Annotated in this window: 10 protein-coding genes; 8 read left to right on the forward strand and 2 right to left on the reverse strand. The window is 43.5% G+C overall.

Annotation, left to right across the window (positions count from 1 at the left end; genetic code table 11):
• Positions 1-8 precede the first annotated feature (8 nt).
• Positions 9-1403, forward strand: a complete 1395-nt coding sequence (locus BM176_RS01155; RefSeq protein WP_090098737.1) for a Gfo/Idh/MocA family protein — start codon at positions 9-11, stop codon at positions 1401-1403.
• A gap of 54 nt (positions 1404-1457) precedes the next feature.
• Here BM176_RS01155 and BM176_RS01160 read toward each other — a convergent pair whose 3' ends face one another.
• Positions 1458-2783, reverse strand: a complete 1326-nt coding sequence (locus BM176_RS01160; protein ID WP_090098739.1) for a sugar MFS transporter — start codon at positions 2781-2783, stop codon at positions 1458-1460.
• Positions 2784-3110: 327 nt separating this feature from the next.
• Here BM176_RS01160 and BM176_RS01165 point away from each other — a divergent pair, with 327 nt between their 5' ends.
• From BM176_RS01165 to BM176_RS01195, 7 genes are all read left to right on the forward strand, one after another.
• Complete coding sequence (locus tag BM176_RS01165; protein ID WP_090098741.1) at positions 3111-4742, forward strand: MFS transporter; 1632 nt, start codon at positions 3111-3113, stop codon at positions 4740-4742.
• On the forward strand, positions 4714-5679 hold the full coding sequence (locus BM176_RS01170; protein ID WP_090098743.1) for an ROK family protein: 966 nt from the start codon (positions 4714-4716) through the stop codon (positions 5677-5679). Before BM176_RS01165 ends, BM176_RS01170 begins: the two co-directional genes overlap by 29 nt.
• 20 nt (positions 5680-5699) lie before the next feature.
• The gene (locus BM176_RS01175; RefSeq protein ID WP_090101513.1) at positions 5700-6746 is read left to right on the forward strand and encodes a N(4)-(beta-N-acetylglucosaminyl)-L-asparaginase; all 1047 of its coding nucleotides are present in this window, start codon (positions 5700-5702) and stop codon (positions 6744-6746) included.
• Positions 6747-6748: 2 nt separating this feature from the next.
• Entirely contained in the window at positions 6749-7501 is a 753-nt protein-coding gene (locus BM176_RS01180; RefSeq protein WP_090098744.1) for a copper homeostasis protein CutC, read from the forward strand.
• A 293-nt stretch (positions 7502-7794) separates the two neighbouring features.
• Complete coding sequence (nagB, locus tag BM176_RS01185) at positions 7795-9720, forward strand: glucosamine-6-phosphate deaminase (RefSeq protein ID WP_090098746.1); 1926 nt, start codon at positions 7795-7797, stop codon at positions 9718-9720.
• 261 nt (positions 9721-9981) lie between these two features.
• Complete coding sequence (locus BM176_RS01190) at positions 9982-10863, forward strand: class I SAM-dependent methyltransferase (RefSeq protein ID WP_090098747.1); 882 nt, start codon at positions 9982-9984, stop codon at positions 10861-10863.
• Positions 10864-10902: 39 nt separating this feature from the next.
• Positions 10903-11865, forward strand: a complete 963-nt coding sequence (locus tag BM176_RS01195) for a YpdA family putative bacillithiol disulfide reductase (RefSeq protein WP_090098748.1) — start codon at positions 10903-10905, stop codon at positions 11863-11865.
• On the opposite strand, the gene murB is transcribed toward BM176_RS01195, so the two are convergent.
• Positions 11858-12874: a UDP-N-acetylmuramate dehydrogenase gene (gene murB, locus BM176_RS01200; RefSeq protein ID WP_090098751.1), complete on the reverse strand. Its 1017-nt coding sequence runs from the start codon at positions 12872-12874 to the stop codon at positions 11858-11860. The two genes, BM176_RS01195 and murB, sit on opposite strands and share 8 nt — an antisense overlap.
• Between the last annotated feature and the right edge of the window lie 18 nt (positions 12875-12892).

The raw sequence follows: 12892 nt of genomic DNA on the forward strand, positions 1-12892 counted from the left end.
AACAACGCATGAAAAAGCAGCAATTACACCGGAGAAACTTTCTCAAAACCACCGTGGCCGCCGGCGTGGGACTTTCCCTGTTGGATACCCCAGCCCGGTTATTCGCAAATGTCAAAAAAGAAAAAGTAAGAGTAGGCCTTATTGGGGTAGGCGCCCGCGGACAAGGTCATTTGAATTTATGCCTGCATCGTGATGATGTAGATGTCGTTGCCATCAGTGATCCCGATATCAACTTTGCTATTCCACAATGCCGCGAACTGATCGCAAAGGCATACGGCGGCAAAAGGAAAGTAGCGGAATACACTAATGGCCCGGAAGATTTTTACAACATGCTGAAAAGGGATGATATCGATGCAGTGATCATCGCTACTCCCTGGGAATGGCATACCATCCAGGCTGTAGCAGCCATGAAAGCAGGTAAAACACCTGCCGTGGAAGTATGCGGAGCCTCCGATGTTCAGGAGTGCTGGAGCCTCGTGAATACCAGTGAAGAAACCGGTATTCCCTTGTTTGGTATGGAAAACGTGTGTTATCGCCGGGATGTAATGGCAGTGCTGAACATGGTACGCCAGGGCCTTTTCGGAGAAATCACACACCTGCAGGGCGGCTATCAGCACGATTTACGCAAGGTAAAATTCAATGATGGTAAACAGATTTATGGCGGTGGCGTAGAGTTTGGCGACAAAGCCATCTCTGAAGCCAAATGGAGAACCAACCATAGTGTACACCGTAATGGAGACCTCTATCCTACTCATGGCCTGGGTCCTGTTTCCAACATGATCAACATTAACAGGGGAAATCGCTTGCTGTCGCTCACTTCTGTGGCAACAAAATCACGCGGATTGCATAAATACATTGTTGATAACAGTAGTGCAGATCATCCAAATGCAAAAGTGGAATTCAAGCTGGGCGATATCGTCACAACATTGATCCGTACCAACAACGGCGAAACAATCATGTTATCGCATGATACCAATTCGCCACGTCCTTACTCTCTCAACTTCAGAGTGCAGGGTACCAACGGGTTGTGGATGGATGATACTGCTTCTGTGTATGTAGAAGGAAAAAGTCCTTATGATGAATGGGAAAAAGCCGGCAATGAAAAAGAAGCTGGCAGCTATATGGCGAAATATGATCATCCGCTATGGAAACGCTTTACCGCCAGTGCAGCAGGTGCTGGCCACGGAGGCATGGACTGGTATGTGGTGAATTCATTTATTGAAAGTGTGAAACGTGGAGCACCGTATCAGCTTGATGTATACGATCTGGCAACATGGTACGCGATCACACCATTGAGTGAGCAGTCTGTAATGGAAGGGGGCAATGTGCAGTATATTCCTGACTTTACACGCGGGCGGTGGATTAACAGGAAGCCGGTTTTTGCACTGGACGATCAGTACTAAATAAATTAAAAAAGCCCCGCAGATTTGCGGGGCTTTTTTAATTTATTTAATTAATTATCTCTTACCTACCTTATGGCCGGCTACAGCATAATAAAGAATGTAGATGTAGCAGGGAACCATACAGTAAAGGAATGCATGTCTGAAATCAATTGATTCTGAAAACAGGAAATTGAATAAACTCTTGCTGTTATAAAGGCCACCATATATCTGTGGTAAGATAGCGCCTCCGGCAATACCCATTACCAGTAATGCAGAACCTATTTTAGTAAACCTCCCCAGCTTGTAAATAGCCAGTGGCCAGATAGCAGGCCACATCAGTGCGTTGGCTAGACCTAACAAAGCAATAAAGGTAACCGCCATGTAACCTGTGGAGAAGAAAGCCCCCACAGTGAAAACGATACCCAGTATGGCAGATATCCGCAGGCTCATATCCTGTGAAAGGTATTTAGGAATAGTGATGATACCTGTTATATAACCTACCAGCATGGCTACCAGTGTAAACGAAGTAAAGTACTTGGTTTTATCCAGGCTCATGCCCAGGGATTTGCCATAGGTTCCAATTACGTCACCTGCCATTACTTCCACACCTACATATACAAAGATGCAAAGCACTCCTAATAGTAAATAAGGATATTGGAAAATGCTGGTACGTTTGGTAGCAACTACTGCACCTGCTTCTTCAGGAGCATCTGCTGTTTCTATTTCAGGAAGTGAAGAGCGGTTAATCATAATAGCTACCAGTACTAATACAATAGCAATTACTATATAAGGCATGATCACTCTTGAAGCAAGGCTATCCAGCAATAAAGCTTTCTGGGCAGCATCGGTGGTTTGTGCAATCTGCTGTTCCAGCGAAGTTGCATTTTTCAATACAATAGCACCCAGCACCAGTGGGCTGATAGCTCCGGCAATTTTATTACAAATCCCCATGATACTGATGCGTTTTGCCGCACTTTCGATGGGTCCTATAATACTCACGTAAGGGTTGGAAGCTGTTTGTAGCAATGATAAACCGGCACCCTGTACAAAAAGACCTGTCAGGAATAAGCCGAAACTACGGCTGTTAGCAGCAGGAATGAAGATCAGTGAACCCACTGCCATTACAACAAGGCTCAATGCCATTCCATTTTTAAACCCTGTTTTATTAATAACAAATGATGATGGCACAGCTAATACAAAATATGCCATGTAAAAAGCAAATGTTACCAGCAGCGCCTCAGAGATATTAAGATTACAGGCTATCTGCAAAAACGGGATCAGCGTTCCATTCACCCAGGTAACAAAACCCATCATGAAATAAAGAATACCTAGAATGCTGAGAGCCTGCACGTAACTGGCCTGTTTAGGCCCGGCAAGGGACGATGACGCGGTGTTAGCCATACTGCTGCTTTAATGTTTTTTATAGATTTGATTGATATTTGCGAACATACTTAACAAATTCCGCATTTCATAATGATTAACGACCAAGTCTGCCCTATTAATAGACAGATGCTAATTTTATATCTTAAAAGGCTTAAAAAGTATACCTTAAAGAGGCCGTTTTAGGAATTAATTAAATTTCATTTGTTTTAGATAGAAATTTTACAACATATTAGCTAAAACGTTTTTGCATCAGAAAAATACTCATAAATAATTTGAATATTTAGGAATTGTCGAAAAATAATTTATACATTTAACACGCAAAAATTACAGTAATTTATCACGTTTATGGCTCAACAAACAAAGCAAAGTACACATCCTTCTTTCTTTGTACTGATACTTGTATTTTTTTTCTGGGGATTCGTGGCTGCTTCAAACAGCATTTTTATTCCCTTCTGTAAGGCCCACTTTCACTTGAATCAGCTGGAATCTCAGCTGATCGACTTCTCATTTTATGGCGCTTACTTTATCGGCTCGTTACTGCTGTATCTCTTTTCAGCAATACGGGGCGTAGACATTTTAAACAAGATCGGCTACCAGAAAGGAATTATTTACGGCCTGCTCATTTCTGTAGTAGGTGCCGTTGCATTAATCGCAGCAGTGAATATCGGTAATGGCATGGCCAATACCACCTATGCCTTCTATCTTATTTTAGGAGCGTTCTTTATTGTAGCACTGGGATTTTCTCTGCAGCAAACAGCTGCAAACCCTTTCGCTATCTTATTGGGAGATCCTGCAAAAGGTACACACCGCCTCAACCTGGCGGGTGGTATCAACTCTTTTGGAACCACTATCGGCCCGCTGGTAGTAAGTATCCTGCTTTTTGGCGGTGCCAAAAATGCTTCTGATGCTGCACATACAGACATCAGTAAGATCAACACTTTATATATACTGCTGATCGTGCTCTTCCTGGTTGCAGCAGTTATCTTCTGGTTCTCTAAAATGCCTAAAAGCACTTCTGACGAACCATTTGAACAATCTACCAAAGCCAGTGGCGCTCTCACCGCTATCACAGCGTTGTTCGTGCTCATCCTGGTAGGTATCGGCCTGCAAAAAGAATTACCATTCTTTATTACCGGCATCGTTGGTATCCTCGGGATCTTATTTTATGCTAAAATTACTTCTCAGAAGAACAGCGAAGGCTGGGGCGCTATGAAGTACCCTCAGCTGGTACTCGGTATGATCGCCATTTTTGTTTACGTAGGTGTGGAAGTAACCATCGCCAGTAACATGGGCGCTCTGCTGAAACATCCGGGTTACCTCACACTGGAAGGATTGTCTGAATCACAGATAGATCCTTACGTATCCCTTTTCTGGGGTAGTATGATGGTAGGCCGCTGGACAGGTGCTATCACTGTATTCAACTTTTCAAACAGAACCAACAAACTGCTCTCCATTATAGTACCATTCGTGGCTTATGGTGTAGTATTGGGGGCAAACTCACTGAAAGGAACCGATGTTAGTGTATTATATCCTTATGCTGGGGTATTGGTTATCCAGGTTATCGGTTTCTTTGCCGGTCAGGATAAACCAGCTAAAACATTAATGATCTTTGCTCTGTTAGGTATATTGGCAATGGTAACCGGTTTAGTGACTACCGGTTCTGTTTCTATCTTTGCTTTTATCAGTGGTGGTTTATTCTGTTCTGTAATGTGGTCTTGCATCTTCGCATTATCCATCGCAGGTTTGGGCAAATATACCAGCCAGGGATCTTCCTTCCTTATTCTTATGATACTCGGTGGCTCTCTCATTCCTCCCGTACAGGGCGGTCTGGCAGATATTCCATTTATTGGGATTCACCATTCTTATATAATACCAGTGATATGCTTTGCATACCTGGCCTTTTTCGCATTCAGAGTTAAAAACATATTAAAATCACAGGGCATTGATTATGAGTCAGCAATTAGCGGTGGGCATTGATATAGGAGGCACCAATACCAAGTTCGGCATAGTAGATCGCAGAGGTAACATTCTTTGTGATGGTCGTATGTTAACAAATAAACATGAAGATGTAAATGCGTTTCTGGACGAGTTGCACGGTCATCTGTCCTTACTGATCACCCAGGTGGGTGGTATGGAAAACATCAGAGGCATCGGCGTAGGTGCTCCTAATGGTAACTTTTATACGGGCAATATAGAATATGCCCCTAACCTTCGCTGGAAAGGTGTTATTGAACTGGCAAAATTGCTGGAAGCTAAGTTTGGCGTACCGGCTATTCTTACCAATGATGCTAATGCTGCTGCATTGGGTGAATTCATGTATGGTGCAGCCAGAAGTATGAGAGACTTTATTGTTATCACCCTGGGAACAGGTGTGGGTAGCGGTATCGTTGCAAATGGTCAGCTGATTTACGGACATGATGGTTTTGCAGGAGAACTGGGACACTGTATTGTGATACCTGGTGGCAGACTTCATACAGGTACCGGTGCACGCGGCTCGCTCGAAGCATATGCTTCTGCTACCGGTGTTACCAATACTGCATTGGAATTCCTGGCCAGCCGTCCGGATACCAAAAGCATCCTGCGCGACCTGAAAAAGGAAGATATCAATTCCAAAACAATTTATGAAGCTGCTATGAAAGGCGATCCGCTGGCCATGGAAGTTTATGAATTTACAGGTAAGATATTAGGTGAAGCTTTAGCTAACTTTGTGATGTTCTCCAGTCCTGAGGCAATCGTACTGTTCGGCGGTCTTACAAAAGCCGGCGACCTGATCATGAAGCCAGTACGTGAGCATATGGAAAAGAACCTGTTGCCTATTTTCCAGAATAAGGTAAAACTGGTCTTCTCCGAACTGCAGGAAAGTGATGCTGCCATATTAGGCGCCAGCGCACTTGCATGGGAGATGAAAGACTAAACTTCATAAATAAAAAAATTATGCAAGATCGCAGACATTTTTTAAAAGCAGCGGCACTGAGTGCCGCTGCTTTATCTTTAGATGGGGTATCATCACACGCAGCCCCTTACGTAAAAGGCTCTAAAGCAATTAAGCCAATCGTATTGTCTACCTGGGACTTTGGCCGTGCTGCTAACCTGGCCGCCTGGGAGGTTCTTAAAAAGGGTGGCCGCGCACTCGATGCAGTAGAAGCCGGGGTGAAAGTACCCGAAGCAGATCCTAACAATCATACTGTAGGTTATAGCGGTTATCCCGACCGTGATGGTCGTGTTACCCTGGATGCCTGTATCATGGATGAACTGGGTAATTGCGGCTCCGTAGCTGCACTGGAACATATCACCCATGCTATCTCAGTGGCCCGGCTTGTGATGGAAAAAACGCCACACATAATGCTGGTAGGTGATGGTGCCCTCCAGTTTGCGCTGTCGCAGGGTTTTAAGAAAGAAAACCTGCTTACACCGGAATCTGAAAAAGCGTGGAGAGAATGGCTCAAAAAATCAGAATACAAACCTGTTATGAACATCGAGAACAGTTCATACAGTACTGAAAAGGAAACCACCTTTAACCCGCTTAAACTGCCAGGAAATGTATACAACCACGATACCATTGGTATGGTGGCAATAGATGCAGCAGGTAATCTTTCCGGCGCATGTACCACCAGTGGTATGGCCTTTAAATTACATGGCCGCGTGGGAGACTCTCCTATTATTGGTGCAGGATTATATGTAGATAATGAAGTTGGTGCAGCTACCTCTACCGGTGTGGGTGAAGAAGTGATCCGTATAGTAGGCAGTCACCTGGTAGTAGAACTGATGCGTCAGGGATATTCTCCCGAAAAGGCTTGTAAAGAAGCAGTAACACGCATTGTGAAAAAGAATCCCGAAAGAGCTAAAGGCCTGCAGGTAGGCTTCCTGGCAGTAAATAAAAAAGGAGAACACGGTGCTTACTGCCTGCAGAAAGGCTTTAACTATGCTGTACTTTCCAATGATTCGAACAATGTGCTGATTGATGGTAAAAGCTACTTTTAACGATGATAACACTTGAAATATGTGCGGGCTCTGTTGCTTCCTGCATAGCAGCAGAACAGGGTGGTGCTCATCGCATAGAACTGTGTGATAATCTGCTGGAAGGTGGTACCACTCCCAGTTATGCCACCATTGCTCTTGCCAGGGAAAATGTGAAGATTGACCTCTACCCGATTATCCGTCCACGTGGTGGAGATTTTTTGTATGATGACCTGGAATTTTCCATCATGCAAAAGGATATTGCCGTTTGTAAGCAACTGGGATGTAATGGCGTGGTAATAGGTTTGTTAACCGCCGATGGCAGAGTAGATCTGCCCCGTACCAAAATGCTGGTAGAACAGGCATGGCCGATGGGGGTTACTTTTCACCGTGCCTTTGATATGACCGCAGATCCCTTACAGGCTCTTGAAGATGTTATTGAAACAGGTTGCGAACGCATCCTCACTTCCGGGCAGCGCAATACCGCTCCTGAAGGAACTGATCTGCTGAAAACGCTGGTGAAACAGGCAGATGGCCGCATCATCATCATGGCAGGATCCGGTGTAAGGGCAAATAATATTGCCCTGCTGGTAAAAGAAACCGGAGCTGTCGAATTTCATACTACTGCAAGATCATATATTGAAAGCGGGATGAAATACCGTAATCCCCATGTAAGCATGGGAGGCATTCCCGGTGTGCCGGAATATGGTATCTCCCAAACCCAGGTACAGGATGTGAAACTGATCCTTGAACTGGCACAGCAAGCCGCTGCAGAATGACATTAAAACCAAAACGCTGAATACCTTATTGGCATTCAGCGTTTTAGTATCAAGCTTTCGTCTTTCCTATTTTCTACATCATCAAATGTCATTGTAATAAACCTCTTCACATATCTTATAGTATAAACGTAATCCGGCCCATTACAGTTTTAAGATTTTGTTAAATGTACCTTATACATTTATAAGAATTTCTGGTTTATTCTTAACCAAAGCATAAAGTTCTATTAGATTAGAGAGATTTTTTTTAATTTTCCGTTTCGTTTTTAAACCGCATCTAATTCAAAACACTAATCATGACGCTTAATCATCAGGAAATTGAACTGATTGACAGTTTCGAACAGATAGCCGTGGATATACATCCAACCGCTAAAGAGGGTTCCAGAGCAGTTGCGCAGGAAATAGCAGCACTAATTAAATCAAGACAAGCCGCTAATCAGAAAGTGGTTTTAGGTCTTGCAACAGGCTCAACTCCTAAATACCTCTACGCCGAACTAATCCGGTTACACAAGGAAGAAGGGCTGAGCTTTAAAAACGTAATGACCTTCAATCTGGATGAGTATTATCCTATTGAAGCAGATGCGCTGCAAAGCTACAACAGGTTCATGAAGGAACAGTTACTTAACCACATCGACATTCCTGAGGGTAACTATTTCATTCCGGATGGTACTATACCAAAGGAAAAGGTTAAAGAATACAGCGCAGCTTATGAGCGCCGTGTAGAAGAAGCTGGTGGTATAGATATCCAGATCCTGGGCATCGGTACAAACGGTCATATCGGGTTCAACGAGCCAGGTTCCAACCTGAATTCACATACCCGCCTGGTAACGCTGGACAACTCTACCAGGATGGCAAATGCTTTTGAATTTGCCAATATGAGCCAGGTTCCGCGCCTTGCCATCACTATGGGTCTCAGCACCATCTTCAAAGCTAAACGTATTATATTGCTGGCATGGGGTACCCACAAAGCAAAGATCGTACGCAGAGCAGTAGAAGGACATTCAACAGACCAGGTACCAGCTTCCCTGCTGCAACAACATCCTGATTGCAAATTTGTGATCGATGAACAGGCTGCTGAAGAGCTGACACGCTTTAAAGAACCATGGCTGACAGGAGATTGCGAATGGACGCCTAAAATGCGCCGCAAAGCAGTAACCGGCCTGGCACTGAAGCTGAACAAGCCCATCCTGATGCTGACCGACAGTGATTACAATGAAAACGGTTTAAACGATCTGATCGTTCAATATGGCTCTGCCTATGAATTGAATATTGAGGAATTCAACGGAATCCGCGATACTATCACTGGCTGGCCAGGTGGTAAACCAGGCGTACAGCCTGCTAGTCATCCTGAGCGTTCACAACCTCAGAATAAACGTGTAATTATCTTCTCTCCCCACCCTGATGACGATATCATCTCTATGGGTGGTACTTTTATACGCCTGCACGAACAGGGTCATGATGTGCACGTTGCCTATCAGACTTCCGGTAATATTGCAGTAACAGATGAATTTGTACTCCGCTTTATCGACTTCGCTGTAGGCTTCGAAGGCATGTTCGATATTGACCGCAGCAAAAGCTCACAGATCCTGGAAGATGCTAAAGCTTTCCTGAGAGTGAAAAAGCCAAGTCAGAAAGATACCCCTGAGCTCCGCGCTATCAAGGGTCTGATCCGCCGTGGTGAAGCAAAAGCTACCTGCCGTTATGTGGGTATTCCGGAAACGAACATTCACTATCAGAACCTTCCTTTCTATGAAACAGGATTAGTAGAAAAGAAACCAATGAGTGAAGCAGATGTTCAGATCACGGTAGACCTGCTGCGTGAAATTAAACCACAACAGATTTTCTGTGCTGGTGACCTGGCAGATCCACATGGTACCCATAAAGTATGTCTGGATATTATCTTCGCGGCACTCGAAAGACTGAAACACGAAGATTTCATGAAAGATTGCTGGGTATGGCTCTACAAAGGCGCATGGCAGGAATGGAATATCCATGAAATCGAAATGGCTGTACCAATGAGTCCTGACCAGGTATTGCAGAAACGTCTTGGTATCTTCATTCACCAGAGCCAGAAAGACGTAATACCATTCCAGGGTACCGATGTGCGTGAATTCTGGCAGAGAGCGGAAGACCGCAATGCCAATACTGCGCAGATGTACGACCACCTTGGCTTACAACAATATGCCGCTATGGAGGCTTTTGTTAGGTATCATTTCATTTAGGATATTATACTATAAAATAATCTGTATACCGGGGTGACTAAAATCATCCCGGTATTTTTTTATAAAATGGGCTCCCATCATTCTGATAATCAAGATTTCAGAATCAAAATATTTGTTACATTTATAAATTATAAAGTTTCAACCAATATCTTTTTAGCACCTGGGACAGTGCTATTGCAGAACCTATATTCCTACATTCTTATTTCAGTAGCTGTAGTTTGTTAATACATCTACCATTACTTTTAAAAACCAGTTCACGTTATGAAAATGGTCACTGCCAGCAAAGCTGCGGCCTATTTAGCACTGCTGCGTGCAATCGCAACAAACCTTCCATCAAAAGAAAGGAAATTCACAGATCCTTATGCGAAATTGTTTCTTCCCCCCTCACTTAAACTGGTAGAGCGGCTCTCAAGAATCCATTTAATCAACAGATTCATTTCCTGGTATATTGATCAACGCTGGACGGGTGCTTTAACTTCCTGCATAGCAAGAACCAGGCTCATAGATGTAATGACGGAGAATCTCGTAAAAGATGAAGGAGTCAATCAACTCATCATATTTGGAGCCGGGTACGATTGCCGGGTACACCGGCTGAAATTGAAAGAGCGCATTATGTTTGTGGAAGTAGATGATCCTGTAAAGCAACAGCTCAAAAGGAAAACTCTCGAAACATCACCGATCAAACCCGATACACAGGTGAATTATTTATCAGTAGATTTCCATACCCAAAAACTGGAAGACATATTACCCGAACTATTCCTTAATACATACTATAAAACATTGTTTATATGGGAAGGAGTAACCAATTATTTTACAGCTCCGATAGCAGATAAAATCTTCCAATACTTTAAAAATTTTCCTCCCGGTACTTTCATCATCTTTACCTATGTGGACGAAAAAGTACTTTCAGAACCGGAGCTGTTTACTGGTGCAGCAAACGTAGCTAAACTGCTGAAGAATAATAATGAATTCCTGAACTTTGGTATAGACCCGGCAAAAATTAATGACTTTCTTGCAGGCTATAATATGAAATTAATTTATGATGATAATGCGACCGTTTACAGGGAAACCTGCTTCGGCCCACAGGCAGCTAAAATGAAAGGATATGAATATTACAGAGTGGCATTAGCCGTTGTTCAATGAAAATAGCAATTACGGATGATCATTTGTATTTTTATATCTATGGAAACATACGATATACTGATCATCGGAGCCGGCCCTATAGGACTGGCATGTGGACTGGCAGCACAAAAGGCTGGATTGAATTACCTGATCCTTGAAAAAGGCTGCCTTACTAACTCCCTCTATAATTATCCACTGTATATGACCTTCTTTTCTACTTCCGAAAAGCTGGAAATAGGAGGCGTACCATTCGTTTCTATCAGTGCAAAACCCATCCGCCCGGAAGCTCTGGAATACTACAGGCGTGTTGCCGGATCCAATCATCTGAAGATAAAACTGTTTGAAGCAGTTGAAACAATCCAGCCTGCCGGAAACGGATATACGGTAGGAACAGTGAATACCTATTATTCAGCCAAACATATTATCATTGCCACCGGCTTTTATGATATCCCGAACAAACTGAATATTCCAGGTGAAAATCTTCCTAAAGTAACACACTATTACAAAGATCCCCACTTCTATTCCATGCAGAAAGTGGTAGTGATAGGTGCGAATAATTCTTCTGTGGATGCAGCCCTGGAAACCTATCGTAAAGGCGCGGAAGTAACAATGGTAATCAGGGAAGCCGGTATTGGCAAACGGGTAAAATATTGGGTAAAACCAGATATAGAAAACAGGATCAGCGAAGGTAGTATCAAAGCCCTGACACATTCTTCCGTACAGGCTATCAGGGAACACGAAGTGGATATCCTTACACCGGATGGTTTAATAACCATCCAGAATGATTTTGTGCTGGCGCTGACAGGTTATCAGCCAAACTTCAGCTTACTCGAAAAAGCAGGTGTGAGGTTGTCCGACGATGAAAAGAAGCATCCGTCTTACAATCCGGAAACCATGGAAACAAATATGCAAGGTATTTATTTAGCAGGTGTAGTATGCGGAGGAATGGATACCCATGTATGGTTTATCGAAAACTCCAGGGACCATGCCGATAAAATTATAGCACATATCAGCGCTAAATAATATTCACCTCCCTTTCAAGATCTACCCCGAATTTTTCATGTACACTATCCAGCACCTGCTGCGATAAGCGGTAAATGTCTGCACCACTGGCATGTCCGTAATTAACCAATACCAGGGCCTGTTTGGCATGTACACCTGCATCTCCTTCCCTGAAACCTTTCCAGCCACATTGTTCTATGAGCCAGCCTGCTGCCAGTTTATACTGCCCACCATCTACCGGATAAGCCACCAGTCCAGGATGTACTGCTTTTAACTGCTCATACACAGGGGCGGCAATAGTAGGATTCTTAAAGAAGCTACCCGCATTTCCGATCTCAGCAGGATCTGGCAGCTTGGAAGTACGGATATTGATAACAGCCTGACTGACAGCCTGTATGGACAATTCCGTTATACCCATCCTTTTCAGCTCTTCTTCAATAGCACCATACCTGATATTAAACTGCGGATGTTTACTTAATCTGTATGTAACAGAAATAATCGCAAACTGTCCCTTATACTTTCTTTTGAAAACACTCTCACGATAGCCAAATTCACAATCGCCATTATTAAAAGTATGGGTTGTAAAATCCTCCAGGTGGAAGGCTTCCAGTTCATAAAACGTATCCCTGATCTCCACCCCATAAGCCCCTATGTTCTGCATAGGACTGGCTCCTACATTTCCGGGAATCAGTGAAAGGTTTTCCAGTCCTGCACGGTTATGTTTAATACAGTCCATTACAAAGCCATGCCAGTTCTCCCCCGCCCCTGCTTTTACATATACAAACTCCTCATCCTCTTTTATAACTTCAATTCCTTTTATCTCGTTTTTAAGAAGAATGCCATCAAAATCTTTCGTAAACAGCATATTACTACCGCCACCTAAAATCATATGGGATAAACCTTTCACCAGCGGATCTGTTAGTATGGTACTTAGCTCTTCCACAGAAGAAAATGAAGCGAAGTAACGGGCTTGAGCAGGAATACCAAACGTATTAAAAGGCCGGAGCAAAACATTTTCAGATATGAGCATATGATCGGACAAAACTTT

This window comes from Chitinophaga sp. CF118 (assembly GCF_900112615.1).
GTDB lineage: Bacteria > Bacteroidota > Bacteroidia > Chitinophagales > Chitinophagaceae > Chitinophaga.